The following is a 24,921-nucleotide window of genomic DNA, read 5'->3' as shown; positions in this document are numbered from 1 at the left end:
GGGCTAGTTGCCCGGCCTTTTTTTATGGATCTGGCCGGTTTCTCCGGCCTTACGAAGTTGAATCAGCGTTAATGGCGGGCCAATGAATTCAAAAATAACCGTGGCAGCAATGACCAGTGGTAACAGGAAGCTCACTTCCGGAAGTCGTTCTGATGCGACCAGCGCCAGCCCAAGTGCAATACCGGCCTGGGGCATCAGGCACAGGCCAATACGATGCTGAACCTCTGGCGTGGACCCGGCCAGGCGGCCGCCAAGATGGCCGCCGACCATTCGTCCTGCCACTCTGGCGGCCACGAAGGCCAGACCGACAGCCCCCAGGGCAGGCAATGCTTCCCATTCCAGTTTGTATCCCGCCATAAAGAAGAACAGTGCCAAAAACGGCTCTGAGATTCCTTCGATCGACCGAAAGGGTCGAATATGGTGTTTCGCCCGGTTAGCCACCACCACACCAAGTGTCATACAGGTCAGCAGATAAGACAGCCCGAAAACGCCGGCCAGCCCAGCGGCTACAAACACAAATCCGGCGGACTCCAGAATCATGGGTTCGCCGGGCTTTAGACGCCCGGTTAACCAGGACATGGGAAGCCCCAGGCAAACGCCCAGCGCAATGGAGCCCCCAACCTCGTACAGTCCGTGCAGGGCCCCTGACATTCCCGTACCAGCCCCATTTATAGACAACTCCGCGATGACTACGCACAGGCTGAACAGCACGGTGCCCCAGACATCATCAATCGCCACCACCTGGTAGACCAGTTTGGTCAGCGGGCCTTTGGCGCCTGCCTCCTTGAGCACATCCAGCGTTGCGGCAGGTGCTGTCGCGGTTGCAATAGCTCCCAACAGCATAGAGGCCGCCGGTTGCCCGGTAACCGCCCAGACCGCAGCGGTCACCATAGCCGCTGTCACCACCGTGACGATCAGGCTCAGGATCAGCGCTTCGCGTCCTTGGCCAAGGTCTCTGACGGCCATTCTTTCACCCAACAGAAACCCCACCATGGCAAGGGTTAGCTGGGTAATGAAGCTGAAACTCTGGTCAGCCGAGGCAGGCAATAAATCCAGCAATTGAGGACCGGCGAGGGCCCCAAGAAACAACAACAGAGTGACCCGGGGAATGTGGATTTTACGGCCCAGCGCATGCGCGCCCAGGGCCAGAAGCAAGGTGCATCCAATCAGCAAAAGATCCGGTGCATGATTCATGTGATCACATTCAGGTTTGCCGTAGTGGCGAGTATTGACCACCGGTCAGAGCGAGCAAATCCGACGGTGACAGTTCTATTTCGAGGCCCCGGCGGCCTGCGCTGACAAAGACGGTCTGACACTGGCGGGCGGATTCGTCAACAAAGGTACGAAGGGCTTTTTTCTGGCCCAGGGGGCACACCCCACCGAGTATGTAGCCTGTGCTGCGTTCAACCAGTCTGGCTTCTGCCATAGACGCTTTCTTACCGCCAGCGGCCTTGGCCAAAGCCTTGAGGTTTAGCTTGGTATCTACCGGAACCAGTCCAGCCAGCAATTCACCGTTATCGAGTTGTGCTATCAGGGTCTTGAACACTCGTGCAGGCTCAACCCCCAGTTTTTCCGACGCCTCCATTCCCCAGGATTCCCCGCCTTGTCCAAGTGGGTACTGGTGAAGCGAAAAGTTTAGCCCTGCAGCTTCAGCGGCTTTGATTCCTGGCGTCAATTGGCCCCTCCGGTGTGACACATAGGCGTCACTTTCAGCTAAGCTTAGCGTCAGACATCTATCTCCTATAGATGATAGTGCAGTTGGCGCCGGAAGCGGGGCTCAGAAGTTAGAAATCAGGGATGGGTAATGGATAAACAGAAAGGCCAGGGTATTCCGCTCAAGCGCGCGCTATCAGCAGTTTTGCCGTATCTGGTGGTTGGTTGGTTATGGATCTCGTTTTCCGATTTGATCGTGTCCCGCTGGTTCAAAAGCCCGGAGGCCATCAGCCTGGCCCAGACATACAAAGGAGCGCTGTTTGTCCTGGTGACAGGGCTGGTATTGTTCATTTTTGTGTACCGCCAGTTGAATCAGGATCGCACGCTGCTCTCGCTCCAGGCCGAGCAACAGGACGAAATCCTGAAGCTTAATCAGTTTCGTGAAAGCATTATTGACCGGGCCAATGTATGGATCAACGTCCTTGATACTGAAGGCAAGGTGGTGCTCTGGAATCGCGCTGCCGAGGAGATCAGCGGCTACACCCGTGACGAGGTGATGAATTCGGATGTCGTCTGGTCTTTACTCTACCCGGATGAAGAAACTCGTGAAACTGTGCTGGCCAAGGTGTCTGAAATTCTTCGGGATCAAGGTGAAGTGGTTGGCTTCGAGACGACGATTTGTAACAAGTCCGGAGAACAACGGATTATTTCCTGGAACTCTCGCAGCCTGAAAGGTATTGACGATGAGATAGTTGGCTCGATTGCCATTGGCCAGGACGTGACCGACATCCGCGAAGCCGAACACATGATTCGTCGGCGTGATCGTCAACTGCTTACCTTGATGGACAACCTTCCGGGCATGGCGTATCGATGCCTTTATGACGAGCACTGGACCATGAAGTTTGTCTCCAGTGGCTGCTATGACGTAACGGGGTACGCCCCGGATGAGTTAATCGACAACCAGGTTGTCAGTTGGGCCAGTCTGATAGACAGCACGGAAAATGATCGCCTGACGAACGAGGTAGAAGTCGCCATCGGCAACGCTGAACCTTTTTCTCTGGAATACCCCATTGAGCGCAAGGATGGCAGCAAGGCCTGGATGTGGGAGCGGGGTCGCGGTGTCGTGGAAGGTGATGAACTGATGTTGGAAGGCATCATTATGGATGTGTCTGACCGCAAAGCGCTTGAAGACGAACTGTCTGAAATGGCCACGCGTGATGCATTGACCGGATTACTGGATCGTCGGGAGGCCTCCAGGCTCCTAGATGAAGAAATCGGGCGTGCACGGCGTTACGAACGTCCGTTGGCGATGTTGTGGATTGATATCGACCATTTCAAACAGGTCAATGATGAGCTTGGGCATGCAGCTGGTGATACTGTGCTGCGTGGTTTCAGTGAGCTGTTGTCGTCGCGGGTTCGTCAGGTAGATCTGGTCAGTCGGTTTGGTGGCGAAGAGTTTGCGGTGGTCATGCCAGAGATGTCCGCCGAGGAGGCCAGACAGACTGCCGAAAGGCTGCGGCAGCTTGTGTCCGACACGCCACAGCGTCTTGAAAATGGCAAATCGGTCGACTTGACCATCAGCATTGGCGTCGCCTTGTTCCCCGAACACGGCGACAATGGTCCGAGTCTGATAGCGGCTGCAGACAAAGCCATGTATGAGGCTAAAGCTGAAGGTAGGAATCGTGTGGTGGTGGCGTCCGCAGACCAGGCCGCTCATACTTCGGAAAACACATGAAGGTTGAATGATGAATCGAATAGCACGTCGTGCCCTGCACAGCTCCGTGATCCCCAGGGATCTGTCGTCGGTCACTTACAGAGATGCAGCGGGAGAAAACCCGGAACGGGTCGGCGTCAGCCAACAGGTTGTAGACGATATCTGGAAAGGCGTAGAACGGCTTTACCGGACCGGCGTTCATCCCGGGCTTCAGCTGTCCGTACGCCACCGTGGTGAGCAGATTCTTCACCGCGCTATCGGCCATGCCAGTGGCAACGGTCCTCATGATCGCCCGGATGCCACCAAAGTGCCGATGACCACCGATACGCCGATTTGCTATTTCTCGGCCTCCAAAGCTGTCACGGCGCTGCTGATTCATATGCTGGTGGAACAGGGGCTGGTCAATCTGATGGATCCGGTGTCTTACTATTGCCCCGAATTTGCCCAGAATGGCAAAGGTACCATCACGGTTCACCAGATCCTGTCCCACCGTGGTGGCATTCCCGCAATCCCCCGCGAAACGCCGATCGACGTGCTGTGGAACCGCGATGAGATCTGGCGCCTGCTGTGTCAGGCCAAGCCCGTGGAAGTGGATGGTGCCAAGGTAGCTTACCACGCAGTGACCGGCGGGTTTGTTCTGCAGCGAGTGCTTGAAAAAGTGACGGGCGACAGCATTGAGGCCTATATCGACCGTTTCCTTCGAAAACCCATGGGCATGCGCTGGTTCACCTACGGCATCAGCCCTGATCATGTGAACGAACTGGCGACCAACTACGCAACCGGCCCGACTCCAAGGTTCCCGGTAAGCTGGATTGTGCGTCGGGCCCTGGGCGGGGATATTGGCACTGTGGAAACCGTGGTCAATGATCCACGGTTTCAGGAAGCGGTGATACCGGCGGGCAATCTCTGCGGTACCGCCGAGGAAATGGGGCGTTTTTTCCAGATGATGCTTAATGGCGGGCTCTGGGAAGGTCGGCGTATCTGCAGTGAGTTAACGGTCAAACGGTCTATTCAGCAGTTCGGTTCCTTGCAGATCGACCGGACCATGATGATCCCCATGCGATTCAGCGCCGGCATGATGCTGGGAGGCGACCCACTGGGTTTGTGGGGGCAGCGAAGCCGCCACGCATTTGGCCACATTGGCCTGATTAACAAACTCTGCTGGGCGGATGCCGCGCGGGACATTTCGGTGAGCCTGCTCAATACCGGCATACCCATTGTGGGACATCATTTGCCGGCACTGGCCAGATTCGTTTACACCGTCTGCGACCGTTTTCCACTGATTCCGGAAAGTCAGAGGCCACTGGTAGCAGCCTGAACGGCCAGGAAAGGTCAGACGGTGCGCAACTGACTTTCGAGGATCCCAAGCACAGACGACAGAATATCGCGGAAGTCGGTGAGCGTCTGGGTGCGCTGGATCACGTCTTCCCGCTGCTCGTCCAGGCGCTCCAGTTTCGGGACCACCCGACGGATTCCCTCGGTAATGACTTCGTAGGGATAGTGGTGGTCCATGACGCTCAGCTTGTTCATTTCAGCCACTTCCTGACTCAAGATGCTGATGATGTCGTACAGCATGTCCTTGTGACGAATAGTGCTGGCTTCCCAGTAGGCGTCGTCCAGTAATTCGAGCAGGGATTGGTATTCCCGCAGTGTGTCGGCAACGGAGGTTTGACGCATAGGCTGGGATTCCTCTAGTGAAAATATGAAACCTTATTCATTTTAATTGCAGTTTGTCAGACAGTTGGGCATAATTTAACCATCTGGACGTTTTAAATAAAGAAACAGGGAAAGCCAATACCGTCAGAGTGACGTATTGATCGAGGACTCACTGGAAGAGAACCGTCATGGACAAGAATAGCGCGTCTTCAGCCCCGCCGGAGCCTTTACGCTCCGTCAATCTCGACCATCACGACAGTGTCAGGTCCCACGTCAGGCAGCAAATCAGCAGCGAAGTTGAACGTCTCGAGCGTCGAATTGAATCTTTGCGTTTGATTGAAGCCCCCCACGCAGCCATCATGATCTCAACCTATGAACGCATGATAGACCGCAAGCGGGGTTTTCTTCGTAACTGGGATCTTCAGGAGTCCGCAGCTCACTGACGAGAGTCGATGGTGATGGTCTCGAAGGTCAGTAGCTCTTCATTATCAGCGCTCCGCTTGAAGCCGCAGTAGTTCGCGTTGAAGGCCTTGCAGTCTGATGTGAGGGGTGCCTCGCCGCGAGAGGTAAATACCCTTGCCTGTGAATCTTCGTAGTCCAGCACAATGCGCAAACAGTCCGGATTCTGGCCGCCGATGGTCAGCCCAAGGTCGTTCTCCGGTGGGACATTCTCGCAGCGTTCGCCCTCTTCGGTTTCCGATTCGGAGGGCGGCAGAGCGAGAAATACAATGTCCGTTTTCAGTCCCGTATAGTCCGTTTGAAGCTCCAGATTGCCCAGTGTTCTGGCGGTCAGGCTGAATAGCGCGACGTCGGGCTGATTGTAGCCGCTGACGGCAAAATTGGCGTCGTCAAAGCGGGCGCTCCAGATCACATCCTGAACTTCCGGCTCTGGTTCCGATTCGCTAGCTGGCGAGCCTGCATCAAAACGTCTTGCGGTGGCCACAGTGTTAAACGATGGGTTATTCCGCCAGTCCAGCAACGGAAAGCGCCAGACCTGATCCGAGCCAGACGATTCGTTGCCCGTTTCGGTGAACAAAATCGTTGTCCCATTTTCCGGGCTGCTGTTGTAGAGCGCAGGCACGCCACTGGTGATCACCCGCCGCATCAGCTGCCGACCTTCGTTGAAATTGCCAACCAGATTACTGTTGATCACGAAGTTCAGGAAGTCGATGGGATTTCTCGCCGCCACGTAGGTTTTTCCGTCGGCACTGGGGGTCAGTCCCATTAACGTATCCAGCCTTCCCCGAATCGCCGCAGCCGTGTTCTGATCGTCCTCGCCTTCTGCAGGTTCAATCCCCCGGTAGAAGTCATAGAACAGTGTGTCCGGCAATACCGGGGGAAGCCCTTCCTCGTTCTCGAGGGTGAACGTCTCGAAGCTCTCGACCACGGTCTGTGCCGGGTTGGGCGGCCTGCTGTCGCCCGATGTGTCTGGACCGCAGCCTGTCAGCAGCGTCGCAGCCAATAACAGCATGAGCGTGTATCGAGTAGTTATCATTTCAACGTTCCCAAGATGCGTAATCGAGCGTGAAAGGCTAAAGTAACGTGTCTCGATGCCCGTGAAAATCGGGCAACTGAGGTTGAAGTGGCACAATAAAGCATAACAACGGTATCTGCCCTCGCGGAGATCACATTTTGCATCAACGGCAAGCCTCCCGTTTCTGGCTTGTGATGATTTTGTCGCTTGTGGCAGCAGCTCTGCCAGGCACAGCTTCAGCGCAGGACGGTTGTCAGAACGGGCAAATCGTTATTCAGCAGAGCACCAGCAGCATCCGGGATCTGGGAAACTGCATCTGGTACCTGGAAGACCCTGACCAGAGCCTCGAGATCGGCGATGTGTTGGCGTCCGAGAATCACCTCCAATCCTCGTTCACCCGTCATTCTGGCGGGGTGTTGAATTTCGGTTATACAGAATCCGCTTACTGGACCCGCTTTGATCTGCGGGCCAGCGATAATCTTCCAGGGCAAGGTTATATCCTGGAGCTGGCCCTTCCGTTGGTGGATGAGGTGCAGCTATTTGTGGTCCGCGACGGCGAGGTCATTGACCAGCGCCGAGCCGGATATGAGGGCGACTGGACCGAGCGGGACCTAGCCGTTCCCAACCCTACGTTCCGGTTGGAGCCGCAACCCGGCGAGATCACCCGCGTGTATCTGCGAATCACCAATACCAACACCTTCCGTTTGCCTATTAGCCTTTGGCACCCCGATGCGTACATTCAGAAAGTGTCTGTGGACGAGGCCGTGCGAGGTATTCTGCTGGGCAGTGTGCTGGCCATTCTGGCTTACAACCTGTTTGTGGCAGTGTCTGTTCGGGAGCGCAGCAACGTCTATTACGTGCTCTACCTGGTTTCAGCAGTGACGTTTATCGCCACCGAGCAGGTGCACGTGGTGCAGTTGCTGGATGAGCGGCCAGACTTCCTGAACAAGGAGTATCTGCACTTCACCATCATCATGACCTGGTTCTGGGGATTGTTGATGGCTCGTTCGCTGCTGGAAACCAAGGAGCGTTCGGCGGATCTGGACAAAGTGATCATGCTCTGTCTGTACTCGATTGTGGCCACCTTCGTGTTGTCGTTCTTCCTGCCCTACCACACTGCCATGGAGTGGATCGTGCTGGCGTCCATTCTGCTGAGTGTGATCATGATCGTGGTCAGTTATCTCTCCTGGCGCTATTACAATCCGGCGGCGCGCGCCTACTTTTTTGCCTGGACAGTGGCACTGATCGGCTTCGGCATCTATGCGTTAACGGTGACCGGCTATCTGCCGCTGAACCTCTACACCTCTTATGCGCCGCAGGTGGGGCTGACACTTCAGATCGTCCTGTTCTCGTTTGCACTGGCCGACCGGATCAAACAGGTACAGGGCGAAGCCCTGAGCTGGAGCCAGCGAGCCCTGGCCAATCTGCGACGTTATCAATCGCTATTTGATAACGCGATCGAGGGGGTTTTCCAGATGTCCCTGCAGCGCCAATTTGTGACTGCCAATCCGGCGATGGCGCAGCTTATCGGCTATGACAGCAGCCGCGAATTGCTGAAAGAAAACCCGGACGTACTGGAAACCTGCTTTGCCGACGAACGGGTCCGTCGCTGGGTCATTGGCCAGCTGGAAACCACAGGCACCGTGAAAGGCATTGAGGCCCGCTACATCAACAAGCAGGGCGAAGAGCGCTGGGCCACGATTTCGCTGCATACGGTCTACGATTACGAAGGTGAGCCGGCGCATCTGGAAGGCACCTGCATTGACGCCACCGAGCGTCACCAACGCCAGCGTATAGAGCGGGAGCGAGAGCAGGAGCGGCTGGAAAAAGAGCTGGCCCGAAACTCGGCAGAGGCCAAAAGCCAGTTCCTGGCCAACATGAGTCATGAAATTCGCACGCCCCTGGCTGCGATTATCGGATATGGCGAAACCCTGCTGGATCCGGACCTGACCGATCAGGACAAACGGAGCAGTGCCGAAACCGTGGTGCGCAGCGGCCGTCACCTGTTGGATCTGGTGAACGACATCCTCGACCATTCCAAAATAGATGCGAACAAACTGGATGTGGATGTAGTGCCAGTAAACCTGCCAGAGTTGCTGGACGAAATCCGTGCGTTTTTTGCGCCGAGGGCGCGGGAGAAGGGGCTGGCGTTTCATGTGGTGTGTGAGTTTCCGCTGCCGGAGATGATTGCCACCGACCCCACGCGCTTGCGGCAAATAATCATCAATCTGTGTGGAAATGCGCTCAAATTCACAGAAAAAGGCACAATATCCCTGAACGTCCGCTTCGATCGTACAGAGCAGAAGCTGGTGGCCCGGGTCGTCGACACGGGAATTGGAATGAAGCCGGAGCAGTTGGGCCGACTGTTCGATCCGTTTGCCCAGGCCAGCCCCGCCATTGCGCGCCAGTATGGGGGGACAGGGCTGGGGCTGAATATTTCCCGGCGGCTGGCGGAACTGCTGGGGGGCGATATTTCAGTGACCAGTACCTATGGCGAGGGCAGTGAATTCGAGGTATCGATTGATACCGGGCCAGTGGATAACGTGCATTTCCTCCGAGATGCTTCCGAGCTGTCCCAACGGCGGCGCCAGATTCCCATGGTGGTCGCTCCCAGACTGCAGGGCCGGATTTTGTGTGCCGAAGATAACGACGTAAATCGCCGTCTGGTGTCGCTGTTGGTGGGTCGAACGGGGGCGGACCTGGTGCATGTCAGTAACGGGGCCGAAGCGCTGGATATTGCGCTGAAGGAGCCCTTCGACCTGATTCTGATGGACATCCAGATGCCGGTGATGAATGGTCGCGATGCCACGGCAGCGCTGCGGGAAGCCGGTGTAAATACGCCGGTGATCGCCCTGACGGCCAATGTGATGGCAGAAGACATTTCGGATTACCGGCTGGCGGGCTGTAACGATCATCTGGCCAAGCCCATCGACAAGCAGCGGTTTTACGAAGTCCTGGCGAGGTTCCTGGAGACGGACCGCGAGGAAACACAGCGGGCCTCGCAGCAGTTCAGTGGAACCGTATTGGTTGCAGAAGATAACGAGGACAACAGTCGCCTGGTCGAGCGAATGCTGCAAGGTATGGGGTTATCAGTCATCACCGTGACCAGCGGAGACGACGCCGTGCGAGCAGCGCTTTCAGATTCGGTGCAACTGGTGTTGATGGATCGTCATATGCCGGGTATGGATGGGGTCGAGGCCACCCGACTGTTGCGACAGACCGGCTTTCGTCGGCCCATCGTCGGATTCACCGCAGGCGATCAGTCAGAGAACGAGGCGCTGATCAGCGCCGGGTGCGATGGTGTGCTGAACAAGCCGATTGATAAGGCCCATTTGTTGACTACGCTCAGGCGGTACTTCCAGGAAGATACTGGTGACAGAGAGGCCGCCGAGGAGGGAGAGGATATCGCCCATCTGGTGGATCAGTTTCTGGACGGGTTGGACGCTCGCAAGCAGGCAATGAATACCGCCTGCCTGGAAGCGGATCGCGACACTCTGCAATTGGAAGCGCACCAGATCAAGGGCACTGCCGGCGCTATGGGCTACCCTGAGATGACGCGACAGGCTGGCAGGTTGGAGTCGCAGCTGAAGACGGATTCACCGGACTGGGATCGTGTTCAGGTGGAACTCAAGCCGCTCAACGACTTGATCGATCAGGCCCTCCAGGGTCGGATGCAGAAAACAAACACAGGAACCAACAGTGATGAGTGAAACACGACCCCAAAATGAGCAGCAGTCGCTGAGTATGATGTACGGCACTTACGCCGACATTCTGTTCGTGCTCTTTCCGTTTCTGGTCATCAGCATGCAGCGATTATGGGATGGAAATTTGTATGAAACCCTCATGAGGGCAGACCTCAGCATTGCCGCTGCGATTCTTGCAGGTTTGGCGATTGGCAAGTTCGTGCTAGGACTGGTGACGAACCGCGATCTGGGGCGTTTCAAGGAGCGAATTGTCTTTTTTATCGCCCTGACTTTGTTCATTGTACTGGGGCCGGCGATTATTCTGATGCTGAGCATTACCGGAAATACCGAACTACCGGGATTCGTCGCCTTTGTGCAGCCGGTGTTGCTGATTATTGCCATTTCGCTCTACACGACAGCGGTCAGTATCAGTAATATTCTCACACAATCCGGAGCCCATCAGCAGCAAGCAGCATTATCAGAAGCTCAGGCTCACGATGAGACAGAGCCTGCTGCACCACCCAGTGAACCCCTGTCGATTCCCCGGCGAGGTGGTGAGCAGAGATGATAAGCGACATGGAACCAGTTAGATTTGTGCGACTGACGATACAGGCTGTCGGTATTACATTGGAGTCAGGTTATGAGTAATTTGAAAATTCTGGTGGTTGAAGATGAACCGATCATGCAGGAAAGGCTGGTGAACATGCTCTACCATGCGGGTGCCAACCAGGTGGTAGCGAAAGAAGACGTCAGCGGAGCCAGGGCAGCTTTTGATTCGGACAGGTTCCAGATCATTTTGCTGGATCTGGGGCTGCCGGATGGCAATGGTCTGGAATTGATGGAAGAGTTCAAGGCCGCGAAATCTGAGCAGCACATTGTCCTGGTGACCGCTGATGACTCGATTGAAAGCATCCAGAAGGCGATCAGTGCAGGGGCCAACGGCTACGTCGTCAAGCCCTACTCACAGGAAAAGATCTACGACGTCGTGAATAATTATGTAATGGTTCATAGTAGCGACGTGGACATGGTGCAGGGCCTGAACCGTCGTCACTGATGTTCAGGCCCTGACTCTACCTTCATGGAGCCCTCCTGTTCTCCTCAGGCTACCTGTCGGGCTATCCATGAGTTATAGCGAGTCGCCAAGGCTCGCACGTAACGGGCTTCCGCCTCGCTCATGTTGGCCAGGACGCCGTTAAAAATCCATCCGCGCTCGTAGACACCCAGTACCCGCTGTTCATCGTTCAGGTCCACCCGCTGGTTGAATTTCTTGCAGATGGCGTCGAGCAACGGAAGTTTGTTCGGGCAGCGAATCGCTCCTGAACGGTTACCGGCCGGCTGATTGGCGGCACGTGTTGAGGTGTGTTTTTTCATGGCTCTCTCCTTATCGTTGCCCGCGTTCGATCGAAACGACAATAAAAAACCCCGGCGCCAGGGCGACCGGGGTTCTTCGGAGAAGCTATCCCGGCCGCTGAAACAGCCCCGGGACTGACCAGAAGCTGCTAGCGATCAATTACCATCTTTGAGACAAATGCCAAACCAAAGGCATTGCCTGCGAGAATCGTCGAAAGGTCCGTTGTCTTCAGCTTCATAGGTTAAAACTCTGTTCGGTATTCAGTCTCTGTATTCCCAGTGTATGGGCTGTTATCAGGTTTGCAAGTGTCGTCAAAGGCAGTGCTTCGACTCTATCGGCTGCTGCCCTGATGTGCCACAGGGTGGTGCCCCGCATCCATGCCCATAATCTCTTCCCAGGTTTTATGCAGTATCAGCGCATCGTTGGCAGCGCGGTGAACGGGCAAGCCCAGCTTGCCAATGACAATCTGGCGAAACTCCGACCAATGACGGATCTGATCTGCATCCAGCAGCATGGAAATCGATTCCAGCTGGAACTCCGGAGTCACATTGGCGGCCTTGAAAAGGCGATGAAGCCAAAAGCTGTCGAACGTCCAGGCGTCGCAGAAGACCTGATCTTTCAACAGGTGGTTGAGATTGGCAGCAACCTCTGAAATGGGTGTGCCCTCCCTTTGCAACGTCTCGCGGGAGATTCCGTGCACCTGCTCGGCACTGTCGGACCAGTCCAGCCAGAGTACGTGAGGCTGTATCAACCAGCTGTGCAGCGTTCCATCAGGCATGCAGATGCCCACCTCAATAGGGTAGCTTGCAATGAGGTCGAGGCTGGAAGCCTCGAAATCTATAAACGCTGGGTACTGATTGGTTGTCATTATGTCGTTATTGGTTGATGTGCCGTTGAAAGAGTTTAACTGCCCGTATGGAAAGACGCGAACTCATCCTTGCATTCCACTGTTACACTATGTCGAAACATTGTAAAACCGGGCCTGGGGATCTGCCGATGCGCAATAACCGGCACAGGTGTGAAGTGACCATCCAGAAAGGCAGTCGTTGTAGAAGGTACTGATGACCAGAACTGTTGTAGTGATTTATTCCGGGGGTATGGATTCCTATACCCTTCTCCATCGGGCCCTGGCACAGGGCTTCGACGTACATGCGTTGTCGTTTGATTATGGGCAGCGGCATGTGAGGGAACTCGAGTGCGTCAGGGAGGTCTGTCAGTCACTGTCCATTCCCCACAAAGTAGTGGATATACGTTCGCTCAACGTCGTCATGGACGGCTCCGCACTGACGGCAGACGTCGACGTGCCCGAGGGTCACTACGAAGAAGAAAGCATGAAAGCAACGGTGGTACCCAATCGAAACATGATCCTGCTGTCACTCGCAACGGGTTATGCCGTTACCGCTGGTGCTGACTCGGTCTGGTACGGTGCCCACGGCGGCGACCATGCGATTTACCCCGATTGTCGCCCGGAGTTCGTGGAAAAAATGGACGCCGTATGCCGGGTGGCGAATTATCAGCCGGTGGCGATCGAGGCCCCCTTCATGGGCGCGGACAAGAGCCAGATCCTGACCGAAGGCTTGAACATGGGGCTGGATTACAGCAAGACCTGGACCTGCTACAACGGCCGGGAACGGGCGTGTGGTCGCTGCGGGTCTTGCGTGGAACGGCTGGAAGCTTTCGCGGCCAATGGGGTTACGGACCCTTTGCCCTATGAAGGCCAGGCCTGATGTACCGGGTTAAAGAAGCGTTTTATACCCTTCAGGGTGAGGGCGCCCAGGCAGGTCGCGCTGCCGTGTTCTGTCGGTTCAGCAAGTGCAACCTCTGGACCGGGCGTGAGAAAGATCGGGCAAGTGCCGTGTGCACCTTCTGCGATACGGATTTCGTTGGCACGGATGGCCAGAATGGTGGGCGCTTTGACACTGCCGACCAGCTGGCCCGGCATATTCGTCAGCTCTGGCCGGAACAGTCGGGTAAACCCTATGTGGTCTGTACCGGGGGAGAGCCACTACTGCAGCTGGACGACGCGCTAGTCCGCGCGTTTCATGATCAGGGTTTTGAAGTGGGGGTGGAAACCAACGGTACCTTGCCGGCCCCTGTGGGCATTGACTGGTTGTGTGTCAGCCCCAAGGCCGATGCCCCGGTGGTCATCGAGCGTTGTGATGAACTGAAACTGGTGTACCCCCAACCGCTGGCCATGCCGGAACGGTTTACCGACATGCTCGCCACGCATTTCTTTCTGTCTCCGATGGCATCGCCTTCGGTGGCAGACGGTCAGCCGGACACGATCAAACAGAGCAATACCCGCAAGGCTACGGATTACTGCCTGGCCAATCCCCGCTGGCGGCTGACACTGCAGATGCACAAGATCATTGGCATAGACTGAGAGGGGGCATGACCTGCTGCCGGTATTGGCTTGGGCTCTGATCTGTCCAGCGCTTGAAGGCCCTGGTGAAATTGGCGGCGTCCGCGTAACCCAGAGCATCGGCGATCTGCCCCAGATTCATTGATGTCTTGCCCAGCAATTCTCTCGCCCGTTGTAACCGAACTTCGTCTACCAGCGTTTGAAAACTGATGCCCTCGCCCTGAAGGCGGCGTTTGAGGGTGCGCTCAGAGACAAATAGCGTACCCGCTACCCTGGAAAGTTTGGGAGGAAAAGGATGGCTGGTTTCGATCACCCGTCTCACCCGGCAGGCAAAGCCAGAGTCCCGGGTTAATTCGCTGAGGGCGGCCTCGCACTGGGCCTCTGAGGAAGCCGCCAGTTGCTCGTTGGAAAACTGAATGCTGCTGCCCAGTTCGCTCACCGGAATCTGGAAGGCATCTTCCGCGGCGTTGAATTCGACTGGAAGTGGAATGCTTTGACGAAAGCGATGAAAGTGCGCCGGTTCCGGACCGCGCCGAAGAATTCTGGCGCCACTGGCCGTCGTGCCAGTTAGCTGGGGACCCATAAAGGCAAAGCCAAACAGAACTGCGTCCAGCACGAACTGATTCAGCGATCCCGCCTCCAGGCCGCTGGTCAGAATGAACAGGGCCTGGTCTTTACGTTGCTGACTGCGAACCGATAAGTAGGGCGCCCGGAGTGACAGAAAACGGGTGACCAGATTCATCACATCCATAATTGACCGGCTGCTCATCACGGCAGTACCGAGTTCACCATGCAGGGGCAGTTCCAGTTCTCTGGCCAGCAGAATGCCCAGACCGGGTTCGCCGCTTTCAATCACCGCACGGGTCACGAATTCGTTGGCCTGCGCCTGACTGACCCGTAAATCCATGGAATTGAGACGGGCCGGGTCCAACCCGACGCGAACCAGAAGGGCCTGCTCATTCACGCCAATGCGTTCCAGCAGTTCGGCAAGAAGATGAAGGTAGATGGCAGGCAGCCCAAGGTCCTGCTTGCCAGTAACGACTGCGGACATGGATGATCTCACTGTTCTGTTATTGTTGATTAGATACTATCAATCTGTAGTCAGTATGAACGGATACCCGGTCAGACCCCATGACATAGATGACGGGTCAACAGGTTAAGCGGGCCAACTCGGCCGCTTACAGCGATAAAAGGTTTACAGAGCCAGGTCTATGTACAGCGGGTTGTGGTCTGAGGATCGCCACGGGGTATCCGTCGGGCTGGCCAGAGCCCCCTGATAACCCAGCGCGCCAAATTCTTCGGCATTGATTGGCCAGGCACCGGCTGCCACAACGCGGGGCTTCAGGTTTTCTGAAACCAGCGCGTGGTCAAGGCTGCCGTGGCGTCCTTGATAACGGTAGGTGGTATTGGGACAGCGATCGGCACCGCAGGTCTGGCGGTCGCGGATAATGTTGGTCAGACCACTGTCTTCAAGCGTTGTCAGCGGCCATTCTCGGGAATAGCTGTTCAGGTCCCCGGTCAGCAAAGTGCCTGCCAGATGGGGTTGAGCGGGCAGCAGGGCCAGCCAGTCTGCCACCGCTTCGGCTTCCTCAGTGCGACGGTGAGCGTAACAGCCCTGGCCGTCCTGCTGATCCCGGTTTTTGCCGGTGGCGCCACCACAGGCCTTCGACTTGAAGTGTGGAACGACGATTCTCACCGATGAATCCGTGGCCGATCCGAGCGGCTTGAATATCTGGGCGAGCGGCGGGCGTCCACGAAGGGCGAAGTGGCCCGATGTCAGTCGTTGGGGATTGCCGATGGCCTGGACCCGGTCACTCCGGTACAGCAGATCAGTTCGGATTGCGTCCTGCCCGGTGCTTCCGGGTGTTCGGACGTAATGCCATTGTCGACCCATTGCAGTGGCTAATTCGGCAATGGCGCTGTCGCGTTTGTAATGGTCGTTCTCCATTTCGGACGCGGCGATGATATCGGCATCGAGTCTGCTGAGCATTGTGACAAGACGGGCTTTCTGCACGGCAAATTGCTGTGAATGACGGGCGCCCCGGCTTTGTTCAAAGCTGCGGTCGGAACCTTTGCCATTGAAGAAATTGCCCAGGTTCAGGGACACCACTCGCAGATTGGAGCCGTCCGATCTGGCAGGAGCTTCCGGTCGCATGGATGGCTTCGATAACCGGGGTTGGCTGGTCGGCTGCAAGCGCCAATGGCCGAACCGGTAATCCAGAACCCCTGTAAGGTTGGTCAGGCGGTCTCCGCTTCTCACCGGTTGTCCCTGGGTCAGCAATTGGGCTGGCCAGGGCAGAGGGCTGGGGTTCTGCGTGCGTCTGCCGTCGTCCAGGTAAACCCTGCCCATGATCTGTTCCATGGCCATGGAATGCGCCTTTGGACCAGGCTGCGTATGTTCAGTGGGGATAACCTGGGGCTGGTCCGACAGAACCAGCTCGCCGAACCGCGTAAAATTATAGTGGCCAATGAGCGTCAGTGGTTGGGTGAAGGTCACCCGCATATTTTCCAGGTGTTCTGGAGGGGCCTGGCCTGGCCACGGTAGTTGTAGAAGAATCGGGTCTGGCAGTTTTGCAAGGCCGCAGATCGTTAGTCGCGACACCCGGGTCAGTTCAGTCAGGCCGTGAAATTCCTTGACCCTGGCGGTCACCTGAATTTTCGAACCTACTTTTCCACCGGGGCGATCCGTGTAGACGAAGAGCGCGTCTGACGTCCGGGGATCATTGTCGGACTGATCGGACGTCGACTGAAGATAAAAGCCACGCCAGCCATTTGGTTGACGGGAGTCCAGAGTGATCACGCCTTCGACGGTAACGGTCTTGCCTGTGAGTGCCGACCGGTCTCCAGCGCCCTGCACATCCGAGGGTGCCAGTGCAGGCGCGTCGCAGCTGGCATACAGGTGGCCCGACAACAGCAGAAGGCCTGACAGCAGGCCATTTAGAAACCAGTAGGGCACCTGCTTCAGCTTAGGCCGGCGACGGCCTTGATCGCACGCTCCCGAGCCGATTCTCCGATGCCCATCTGATCTTCGTTCGCCAGTTCCAGCTGCTGGGTCATTGGGTCCGGATGTTGATGATCCAGGCCCAGCCCCATCCGGGACAGGAGATATGGCGCCAGGGCTGCACGGGTGGTGAGCTCCATGCGCCGGTTTTCCATGCCGTAGTCCGCTGCAATGATTTCCTGCTGCTCCGGATTTAGTCGGCTGTCCGGCGTGAGAACCATTGACACCTGGCGATGCCAGTCATCGTCCTGCTGCAGGTTGTGACGGGTCTTCTGACGTAACACTTCCGGCGCGCCACGGAAGCGACTCAGGGAGAAGTCACGGAATTCCCGGTTTTTGTCGCACCAGGCTCTTAAATGCCAACTGTGGCCGACGCAAACAAGCGTGTGGGGCTCGAGCGTTTGCTCATGAATTTGCGCCGGGCTCAGGGATGCGTAACGCGCTTTCAATATGCGCCCCTGGCGCGTGGCGGCAACGACCGCTCGCATGACTTCCGGTCGCACGACCCGCTGAGGCCCCCTGACGATGGTGCTTTCCGACACACTGAGGTCCAGCGATTCGAAGGTGTCACTCAGGCTGTCCTGCCTGGCAAGCAGGTCCTGATACTCGGAAACCTCGCCGGTGGTTACCCTGGGTGTAAACCTGTCGGAAGGTACATAGCCTTTCAAATGGCGGTCGTAAACGAGGTTGCCGGGTGCCAGCTCTCTCAGGTAAGTGTTGATGTCCTTGGAAGCTTGTTGCCGTCCGATACCAAAGCTATGGCAGATGTGATTGGTTGTGAGTCGTCCTTCCCACAAGGCAATAATCTCGATCAGCCGATAGCGAAGTAACAGATCCCAACGAATGGGCCAGTCCGTTTTTTTCATAACCAGAGGCTCATGGTTAATGTGAATTGCATCAAATGATATGCATCATTTCAAAGACTTGCGGATGGTATGATTGCAGTCCAATGCGCTCATGTTACCCGCGAACGTCTAAGGCGTCTGTTACGTCAGCTTAATGTAAAATAATGTTAAATCCAGACCTCTGTTGGCCGCAAGCGCTATTGTCGATTTCGGCAATTGCCTATCGTTGGACGGTGGCATGGAAATTCCTGCGCTGCTTTAATTCAGAATAGCGTCAGCGACCGGCGTTGTATCGACTATATTCTCTTTCTTGTCACCCACCGCATTCCGGAGTCTGACTGATGACCAACACGGTCGCTTCCCTTTCTGCCCTGATTCTCAGCATTGTTCTGCTGGTCAGCGGCAATGCGTTTCTCATGACCCTGCTTGGCGTGCGTTTGAGCCTGGAGTCCGTGTCTCCGGACATTATAGGCTGGATCCTGGTCTGCTATTCCATCGGTTTTGTTCTGGGTACGCTCTACGTTCACCGCATTATCAGTCGCGTAGGCCATATTCGTGCATTTGCCGCTTTCGCTGCTATGGCCGCAGCCTGCACTTTGCTCTACCCAATGGCCGTCTCGGAGCCGTTATGGGCAGTGTTGAGGGCAATATCCGGATTCAGTGTGGCCAGCGTGCTAGTGGTTATTGAAAGCTGGTTCAGCAGCCGGGCGACCAACACCAATCGCGCAACTCTGTTTGCCATCTACCAGATTGTGTTTTACTCGTCGGCCGCCGGAGGGCAGCTGTTGATCAATGTGGGCGAGCCTTCGTCTTTTGTGCCGTTCTCATTGGCAGCAGTACTCTTGACGGTGGCATTAATCCCTCTGGCGCTGACCCGTATGCAAGCGCCGAACGTCGAGTCCCATGGCCGATTGTCGTTTTTCACGCTTGCCCGCGAATCGTTCAGTGGTGTTTCCGGAGCGCTGATCTGTGGCGTCATGATTGGCGCCTTCTACGCCATGGGCCCGGTCTACGCCACGATGGTCGGGCTGGACGTTAGCCGGGTGTCCACCTTTATGGCCAGCGCCATTGTTGCCGCGATGGTTCTGGCGTGGCCACTGGGGCGTCTTTGCGACCTGTTTGACCGCCGTTGGGTCCTGTACTGGGTTGCATTGACGGCCGCGACCGCGTCTGCCCTTGTGGTATTTGTTGGTGCTGATCGGTTGTGGCTGCTGATGCTTCTTGTGGGAATTTTTACGGGCCTTTCTGCGGCGCTCTATCCCATTGCCGTTGCCATTACCAACGACCGCATGGAGAGTCATCGGATTGTTGCAGCCAGTGCCACCCTCTTGCTCAGCTATGGTGTCGGTAGCGTCATTGGCCCAATCGTGATGGCCAAACTGGTGGCGGTTCTGGGGCCGGAAGGGTTGTTCGTGGGCAGCACAATATTTCTGATTCTGCTGGCTGCGAGCACCCGCTATCGCATCGTCAGTACCCCCGATATCCCCGTCGATCAGCAAGAGCACTTTGTGCCGGCCATGCCGGAGAGCTCAACAGCGCTGGCGGAAATCGACCCCCGTAATGAAGACTTTCATGAGTTACAGGAAACATCTGCCGCTGACCAACCGTCATCGACAGAACCACGTTAGTTATCGGCCTTTCGGTATTTACGGGTTTGCGTCAGAACCCAAACCTGTTTTTATCGCAATGGTTAGCTTACTATTAGTGACAGTTTGAATCAGCCTGAACGGTCAGAACCGTCGAAACAGAGAGTATCGAACATGAGAGATGAGTTTCCCTTTGCCGTTGCCCGGGTAACGCGACGCTGGCGCAAGCTGCTTGACGAGCGCTTGAAGGACCTGGGGGTCACTCAGGCTCGCTGGACCACCATGGTGTATCTCCAGTTGGGGGGCGAAGGACTGACTCAGCGTGAGCTGGCTCGTTTGATGGCCATTGAGAATCCCACACTGGTGCGCCTGTTGGACAGCCTGGAGCAACAGGAGCTGATCGAGCGGCGGCCCTGCCCGAATGATCGCCGCGCTCGCCGGCTGTACCTGACCAGTGCTGGTACATCCTTCATGAATGTGCTCAATGAACGCGCTGCCGAACTGCGCGAGGAAATGCTGGAGGGCGTAACCGATGAGGAAATCGCCAGCTCCATCAAAATTTTCCACAAGATCCTGAGCAACGCTGAACGCCAGCGCTAATCCTTCCTGACACTGCTGACTCCTGACGGCGGAGTGCCATGAAACCGATGGATAACACGGTAGAAGGCCTCAGGGCCCGCTATGGCGAACGCTGGCGTTGGCTGGCGGTTGCCACAGTGATGCTGGGCACCATGGCCACAGTGCTCAGTGCCACGGTGGTTAACGTGGCGTTGCACGACATCATGCTCGAATTCGGCATTCGCCAGGGCGAGGTTCATTGGCTGGCGACCGGCTTTATTGCGGCCATGACCACCACCATGCTGACCAGTAGCTGGCTGCTGGATCACTTTGGTTTGCGCAAAACGCTCGGCACTGCGATGGCTCTGTTTAGCCTGGTGTCATTTCTCGGCGGGTTCGCCGACAGCCCGGAACTGCTGATCCTTGCGCGGATTGCCCAGGGTGCGCTGGCGGGTTTGATGCAGCCGATGGGCATGTATCTGGTTTTTCGGATATTCCCCCGCGAGCGCCGTGGCCGGGCCATGGGCATTTACGGCATGGGCGTTATTCTGGCGCCGGCGTTGGGTCCGGTACTGGGCGGATTTCTGGTGGACGAGCTGGATTGGCGCTATGTGATGTTCGCACCCGTGCCCGTGACTCTGTTGGGTGTTTTTATGGCCTGGCGATTCCTGCCATTACCGCCCAGCCGGCCCGAGCCCTACCGATTCGATTTGCCGGGCCTGGTTTTGCTGGGGTTGACGATCACCTTGAGTCTGGATGCGCTGAACCGCCTGCAGCACGGCGTCGGCGACGGCCACCGGGTTGCCATTGAAGCCCTGATTGCGACGGCATTGCTGGTGCTCTTTGTTCGCCGTGAGCGCCGTACGCGCCATCCACTGCTCAACGTGAGCCTGTTCCGCCGGCGAAGCTTCCTGTTTGCCAACCTTGGGGCAGCGGCGTTAGGGCTGGCATTGTTTGGGTCTACCTATCTGGTGCCCCTGTTTGTGCAGACCGCGCTCCACTTTTCTGCGACGGAAGCCGGGCTTTTGATGTTGCCGGCGGGGCTGGTTCTGGGCATGACTTTCCCGATTGCCGGCAGACTGGCCGACAAGCACAGCGCGCGAAGCCTGGTGCTCTTTGGTATCGGAATGTTCGCATTGTCGGCAACGTTGTTTGCAGTGTCTGATGTGACTCTGGCGTTCGGTTGGCTGGCACTCTGGACCATATTCGGCCGTATCGGTCTGGGTTTTATGTTACCGGCATTGTCGACAGGGGCGCTGAATCCACTGAAGTCCCACGAGTTGGGCGCGGGCTCAAGTACCATCAATTTTACCCGTCAGCTTGGTGGCGCCTTTGGTGTCAATATGGTGGCTCTGACCATAGAGTTCGGTCCCCACAGCGGCGGAGTGCCTACGATTGATGCCTTTCATTCTGCCTGGTGGCTGGTTGCCCTGTTTGTAACGGTGGCCGCCCTGCCGGTCTGGAAAATGCGAGCCTGATCCTAACGTAATGTCATGAAAAGCCGGCCCGGTTATGATAAAACCATCGGATGCAGTACCTGGAAGAGATGTATGGTGAATAAGAGCCTCACAGTCTGGTTAATAACGATGTCGCTGATTTCGGGCGCAGGCTTTGCTGTGGCCGCCTCAGAACCAGACAGAGAGCAGACTGCGCCGGCCCAGTCAGGCGATCAGACAATCACCGAGATGGACGAAAAGCCCCGCGTCCCTGTCTTTTCGATCGAAGGCGATCTGGCGGGCCAACTCGGCGTCATGACCACCCGTTACGAGGACACGTTTGCCGCGATCGGCAACCAGAACAGTCTGGGCTATCTCGAGCTGGTCAAGGCCAACCCTCAGGTCGACCCCTGGCTGCCGGGCGAAGGCACCGTCATTACTGTGCCTCGCCGTTACGTGCTGCCCGATGTGGAACGCAAAGGCATCGTGATCAATCTGGCGGAATATCGCTTGTATTACTTCACAGAAACGGGCGTTCAGGTGTATCCGGTAGGTGTCGGTACCGAGGAAAACCCGTCACCACTCACCGACGCCCAGGTAACCATGGCGCTGGAGTCACCGGCCTGGTACCCGCCGGCCAGTATTCGAGCCGAATACGAAGCCGATGGCGACTATCTGCCTCGCATGATTCCTCCGGGCCCCGACAACCCTTTGGGCAGCCATGCCTTGATGTTGAGTGAAAAGGGCTATCTGATTCACGGGACCAACAAGCTGTTTGGTGTCGGCATGCAGGTGAGTCATGGCTGTTTTCGCATGTACAACGAAGACATTTCCCGCTTTGTTCACGAAGTTGGCAAAGGCACGCCGGTGCGCGTCATCAAGGAGCCGGTAAAGATCGGTATGCGCGGGAATGAAGTGTGGCTGGAAGTGCATCGCCCGGAGGAAGACTACTCGGTGGAGGACCGTGAAGCGCTTTGGCAGGCAGTATCCCGCGTAGTAGAAGCTTTCCGCGATCAGCGACCGGGTGTGGAAGTCCAGCGCAGCGCCATTGACCGTGCTGTTGACCTGGCAGATGGCTTGCCCAGGATGATCGGTGAACAGTTGACTCAGGTTGCCAGAGAAAACGCCAGTCCCGGACGCAGTACCCCCAACAGCGATGGTGTTCCTCAGCAGCTGTGGTTCTGATTGGGCGCCGATCAGCCTTCCAGAACGGTATTTCCTCTCTTTGTCCACTATGATTCAGGTATGACCCCCGAGTATTAACGGGAAGGAGACATGCCGTTGAATTCAAAGATCCCGGCGATTTACCGCCTACTCTGTTTCCGGATCCTGTGTTGCCTGTCGCTTCTGGGCGGACTCGCGCTGTCCCTGGGAGCTCTGAATCAGACGGTGCATGCGCAGCAGCCTGAGGTGCCCTCGGGACGTGTGTTGACGATCGACGGGGCCATTGGTCCCGCGACCATGGACTATCTGGTCCGTGGCATAGAGCAGGCGGAAACCGAAGGCGCTGATCTGGTTGTCATTCGCATGGATACGCCAGGTGGCCTGATGGAATCCATGCGGAGCATCATCAAGAAAATACTGGCCTCAGAGGTGCCTGTGGTCACCTGGGTAACCCCTGCTGGCGCAAGGGCCGCCAGTGCAGGGACCTATCTACTGTATGGCAGCCACGTAGCGGCGATGTCGCCGGCGACCCACCTTGGCTCTGCGACGCCCGTTCAGATGGGCGGCCTGCCAGGGCTGGACGAGCCGTCCGAGAAGCCGGCTGATCAAAGGGACGACAGCAACGCCTCCGGTGCCGGCGAATCCAGCGCGGAAGATCCCGGTGTTACCCCCGATGAAAATGCCGACAAGCGTCGCGGCGGGACCGCCATGGAGCGGAAAGTGCTAGAGGATGCCGTGAGCTACATCCGCGGGTTGGCAGAGCGTCATGGTCGCAACGCTGACTGGGCTGAACAGGCCGTGCGAGAGGCCGTCAACCTGAACGCCGATGAGGCGCTGAAACAGAACGTTGTGGATGTGGTTGCCGACAGCCTGCCTGACCTGATGGAGCAGGTGCATGGCCGCAAGGTAGTGATGACCGGAGCGGAGAAAACCCTGAACACCCGGAATATTGAGCTGGTGCGTTCCGACCCGGATTGGCGGACCAAACTGCTCTCCGTGATCACCGATCCAAACGTGGCGTATTTTCTGATGATCATCGGGTTCTACGGCATCGTGTTTGAACTGGCCAATCCAGGCTCAATCGTGCCGGGTGTGATCGGCGCTATCTGTCTGGTTCTCGCCCTGTTCGCCTTCCAGGTGCTCTCTGTGAATTATGCGGGGTTGGCGCTCATTCTGTTGGGCCTGGGCTTCATTGTGGGTGAAGCCTTTCTGCCCAGTTTTGGAATATTGGGCATTGGGGGCATCGTCGCCTTCGTGACGGGTTCGATCATTCTGATGGATGGCAGCCACCAGGACATTTCCCTGCCCACCATTGGCGGCACCGCCATTGTTGCCGCAGGTTTCATTCTCTGGACGGTGGTTCGATTTGTTGGCCTGCGGCGACGGCCGCCAGTCAGTGGAACCGAAAACAGCGCCCACGCACCGGTCACCGCGCTGGATGATTTCCAGAACGACAACGGCCAGTTCAAAGGCCATGTTCGTTATAGCGGTGAGCGCTGGAACGCAATCAGTAATGCACCTGTCCAAGAAGGACAGCAACTTGAGGTAAGTAAGATCGACGGGCTCACCATAACGGTGGCCAAGGCGAACGCTGAGGAGAACGCGCAATGAATCTGACGGAATTGATTCCCTATGTAGTCCCCACGGTGGTGCTGCTTCTGATTTTGGGCTCCGCCATCAAAATTCTGCCCGAATACGAACGTGGCGTGGTGTTTTTCCTGGGCCGTTTCCAAGGCGTAAAGGGTCCCGGCCTGATCATTGTCATCCCGGTCATCCAGCAAATTGTGCGGGTTGATTTAAGGGTCATTACTCTGGATGTGCCCAGCCAGGACGTGATCTCACGGGATAACGTCACGGTAAGGGTGAACGCAGTGCTCTATTTCCGAGTCGTAGACCCGGAGCGGGCGATTATCCGGGTTGAGGACTTTGGCTCGGCAACCAGTCAGCTGGCACAGACGACTCTGCGCTCTGTGCTTGGCAAGCACGATCTGGACGAAATGCTGTCAGAACGGGACAAGTTAAACTCTGATATTCAGGAGATTATCGATGCCCAGACTGAGGAATGGGGCATTAAAGTGGCCAACGTCGAAATCAAGCACGTGGATCTCAACGAATCCATGATTCGCGCTATCGCCCGTCAGGCTGAAGCAGAGCGGGAGCGCCGCGCCAAGGTCATTCATGCCGAGGGCGAGCTTCAGGCCTCGAAGAAGCTGGTTGAGGCAGCAGATGTAATGTCCACCAATTCAGGCGCCATGCAGCTTCGCTACATGCAGACCCTGTCGGACATGAGCAACAACAACTCATCTACCATCGTGTTCCCGTTACCGATGGAAATGATGTCGACGTTTATGAGTAACCACCCGTCTGGGAACAAGCCACCCAAAGGTGATTAGACCTGATCGATGGCCTTTTCGACAGGCACAAAAAAGGCCGGCGGT

At 56.6% G+C, this 24,921-nt stretch carries 23 protein-coding genes; 14 read left to right on the top strand and 9 right to left on the bottom strand.

What is annotated here, in order from left to right; all coding sequences use genetic code 11:
* Positions 1-3 precede the first annotated feature (3 nt).
* Both QLQ17_RS00620 and ybaK read right to left on the bottom strand, forming a co-directional pair.
* Complete coding sequence (locus tag QLQ17_RS00620) at positions 4-1,194, bottom strand: cation:proton antiporter (RefSeq protein ID WP_283207604.1); 1,191 nt, start codon at positions 1,192-1,194, stop codon at positions 4-6.
* A gap of 10 nt (positions 1,195-1,204) precedes the next feature.
* A complete protein-coding gene (gene ybaK, locus QLQ17_RS00615) occupies positions 1,205-1,675 on the bottom strand; it encodes a Cys-tRNA(Pro) deacylase (RefSeq protein ID WP_283207603.1) in 471 nt (156 codons plus the stop codon).
* 129 nt (positions 1,676-1,804) lie between these two features.
* Between ybaK and QLQ17_RS00610 the strand changes: the two genes are divergently transcribed.
* Together QLQ17_RS00610 and QLQ17_RS00605 are read left to right on the top strand one after the other, a co-directional pair.
* Positions 1,805-3,388 (top strand): sensor domain-containing diguanylate cyclase, encoded by a 1,584-nt coding sequence (locus QLQ17_RS00610; protein ID WP_283207602.1) that lies wholly within the window; start codon positions 1,805-1,807, stop codon positions 3,386-3,388.
* Between the two features lie 10 nt (positions 3,389-3,398).
* Positions 3,399-4,685, top strand: a complete 1,287-nt coding sequence (locus QLQ17_RS00605) for a serine hydrolase domain-containing protein (protein WP_283209022.1) — start codon at positions 3,399-3,401, stop codon at positions 4,683-4,685.
* 14 nt (positions 4,686-4,699) lie between these two features.
* Here QLQ17_RS00605 and QLQ17_RS00600 read toward each other — a convergent pair whose 3' ends face one another.
* Complete coding sequence (locus QLQ17_RS00600; RefSeq protein ID WP_283207601.1) at positions 4,700-5,044, bottom strand: hypothetical protein; 345 nt, start codon at positions 5,042-5,044, stop codon at positions 4,700-4,702.
* A gap of 167 nt (positions 5,045-5,211) precedes the next feature.
* On the opposite strand from QLQ17_RS00600, the gene QLQ17_RS00595 reads away from it, so the two are divergent.
* Positions 5,212-5,466 carry a hypothetical protein gene (locus QLQ17_RS00595; protein ID WP_283207600.1) on the top strand — a complete coding sequence of 85 codons (255 nt, stop codon included), beginning with the start codon at positions 5,212-5,214 and terminating at the stop codon, positions 5,464-5,466.
* On the opposite strand, the gene QLQ17_RS00590 is transcribed toward QLQ17_RS00595, so the two are convergent.
* Positions 5,460-6,518, bottom strand: a complete 1,059-nt coding sequence (locus QLQ17_RS00590; protein ID WP_283207599.1) for a hypothetical protein — start codon at positions 6,516-6,518, stop codon at positions 5,460-5,462. The two genes, QLQ17_RS00595 and QLQ17_RS00590, sit on opposite strands and share 7 nt — an antisense overlap.
* Before the next feature lie 173 nt (positions 6,519-6,691).
* Here QLQ17_RS00590 and QLQ17_RS00585 point away from each other — a divergent pair, with 173 nt between their 5' ends.
* From QLQ17_RS00585 to QLQ17_RS00575, 3 genes are all read left to right on the top strand, one after another.
* Positions 6,692-10,207: a response regulator gene (locus tag QLQ17_RS00585; RefSeq protein ID WP_283209021.1), complete on the top strand. Its 3,516-nt coding sequence runs from the start codon at positions 6,692-6,694 to the stop codon at positions 10,205-10,207.
* The gene (locus QLQ17_RS00580) at positions 10,200-10,748 is read left to right on the top strand and encodes a hypothetical protein (RefSeq protein WP_283207598.1); all 549 of its coding nucleotides are present in this window, start codon (positions 10,200-10,202) and stop codon (positions 10,746-10,748) included. Before QLQ17_RS00585 ends, QLQ17_RS00580 begins: the two co-directional genes overlap by 8 nt.
* A 72-nt stretch (positions 10,749-10,820) precedes the next feature.
* Positions 10,821-11,234 carry a response regulator gene (locus tag QLQ17_RS00575; RefSeq protein WP_283207597.1) on the top strand — a complete coding sequence of 138 codons (414 nt, stop codon included), beginning with the start codon at positions 10,821-10,823 and terminating at the stop codon, positions 11,232-11,234.
* A gap of 44 nt (positions 11,235-11,278) precedes the next feature.
* Here QLQ17_RS00575 and QLQ17_RS00570 read toward each other — a convergent pair whose 3' ends face one another.
* Together QLQ17_RS00570 and QLQ17_RS00565 are read right to left on the bottom strand one after the other, a co-directional pair.
* Entirely contained in the window at positions 11,279-11,551 is a 273-nt protein-coding gene (locus tag QLQ17_RS00570) for a hypothetical protein (RefSeq protein ID WP_283207596.1), read from the bottom strand.
* Between the two features lie 311 nt (positions 11,552-11,862).
* Positions 11,863-12,399: a 3'-5' exonuclease gene (locus QLQ17_RS00565; RefSeq protein ID WP_283207595.1), complete on the bottom strand. Its 537-nt coding sequence runs from the start codon at positions 12,397-12,399 to the stop codon at positions 11,863-11,865.
* 193 nt (positions 12,400-12,592) lie between these two features.
* Here QLQ17_RS00565 and queC point away from each other — a divergent pair, with 193 nt between their 5' ends.
* Both queC and queE read left to right on the top strand, forming a co-directional pair.
* Positions 12,593-13,258: a 7-cyano-7-deazaguanine synthase QueC gene (queC, locus tag QLQ17_RS00560; protein WP_283207594.1), complete on the top strand. Its 666-nt coding sequence runs from the start codon at positions 12,593-12,595 to the stop codon at positions 13,256-13,258.
* On the top strand, positions 13,258-13,914 hold the full coding sequence (gene queE / locus QLQ17_RS00555; protein WP_283207593.1) for a 7-carboxy-7-deazaguanine synthase: 657 nt from the start codon (positions 13,258-13,260) through the stop codon (positions 13,912-13,914). The genes queC and queE overlap by 1 nt, the downstream gene beginning before the upstream one ends.
* Here the strand turns inward: queE and QLQ17_RS00550 are convergent.
* The 3 genes from QLQ17_RS00550 to QLQ17_RS00540 all read right to left on the bottom strand — a co-directional run bounded on the left by QLQ17_RS00550 (position 13,898) and on the right by QLQ17_RS00540 (position 17,760).
* Positions 13,898-14,944: a helix-turn-helix transcriptional regulator gene (locus QLQ17_RS00550; RefSeq protein WP_283207592.1), complete on the bottom strand. Its 1,047-nt coding sequence runs from the start codon at positions 14,942-14,944 to the stop codon at positions 13,898-13,900. The two genes, queE and QLQ17_RS00550, sit on opposite strands and share 17 nt — an antisense overlap.
* A 144-nt stretch (positions 14,945-15,088) precedes the next feature.
* Entirely contained in the window at positions 15,089-16,849 is a 1,761-nt protein-coding gene (locus QLQ17_RS00545; protein WP_283207591.1) for an ExeM/NucH family extracellular endonuclease, read from the bottom strand.
* A 5-nt stretch (positions 16,850-16,854) separates the two neighbouring features.
* Entirely contained in the window at positions 16,855-17,760 is a 906-nt protein-coding gene (locus QLQ17_RS00540) for a BrxR family helix-turn-helix transcriptional regulator (RefSeq protein WP_283207590.1), read from the bottom strand.
* Between the two features lie 320 nt (positions 17,761-18,080).
* On the opposite strand from QLQ17_RS00540, the gene QLQ17_RS00535 reads away from it, so the two are divergent.
* From QLQ17_RS00535 to QLQ17_RS00510, 6 genes are all read left to right on the top strand, one after another.
* Positions 18,081-19,367, top strand: coding sequence for an MFS transporter (locus QLQ17_RS00535; RefSeq protein WP_283207589.1), 1,287 nt, complete (start codon positions 18,081-18,083; stop codon positions 19,365-19,367).
* Positions 19,368-19,499: 132 nt separating this feature from the next.
* Positions 19,500-19,925 (top strand): MarR family transcriptional regulator, encoded by a 426-nt coding sequence (locus tag QLQ17_RS00530; protein WP_283207588.1) that lies wholly within the window; start codon positions 19,500-19,502, stop codon positions 19,923-19,925.
* Positions 19,926-19,963: 38 nt separating this feature from the next.
* Positions 19,964-21,361 carry a DHA2 family efflux MFS transporter permease subunit gene (locus QLQ17_RS00525; protein WP_283207587.1) on the top strand — a complete coding sequence of 466 codons (1,398 nt, stop codon included), beginning with the start codon at positions 19,964-19,966 and terminating at the stop codon, positions 21,359-21,361.
* A gap of 207 nt (positions 21,362-21,568) precedes the next feature.
* Positions 21,569-22,504 carry a L,D-transpeptidase family protein gene (locus QLQ17_RS00520; protein WP_283209020.1) on the top strand — a complete coding sequence of 312 codons (936 nt, stop codon included), beginning with the start codon at positions 21,569-21,571 and terminating at the stop codon, positions 22,502-22,504.
* A 90-nt stretch (positions 22,505-22,594) separates the two neighbouring features.
* Positions 22,595-24,094: an NfeD family protein gene (locus tag QLQ17_RS00515; RefSeq protein ID WP_283207586.1), complete on the top strand. Its 1,500-nt coding sequence runs from the start codon at positions 22,595-22,597 to the stop codon at positions 24,092-24,094.
* On the top strand, positions 24,091-24,876 hold the full coding sequence (locus QLQ17_RS00510) for a slipin family protein (RefSeq protein WP_283207585.1): 786 nt from the start codon (positions 24,091-24,093) through the stop codon (positions 24,874-24,876). The genes QLQ17_RS00515 and QLQ17_RS00510 overlap by 4 nt, the downstream gene beginning before the upstream one ends.
* The last annotated feature ends 45 nt before the right edge of the window (positions 24,877-24,921 follow it).

This window comes from Marinobacter sp. CHS3-4, from assembly GCF_030053415.1.
Lineage (GTDB): Bacteria > Pseudomonadota > Gammaproteobacteria > Pseudomonadales > Oleiphilaceae > Marinobacter.
Note: the sequence above shows the minus strand (reverse complement) of the source record. Positions and strands in the feature narration are given on the sequence as shown.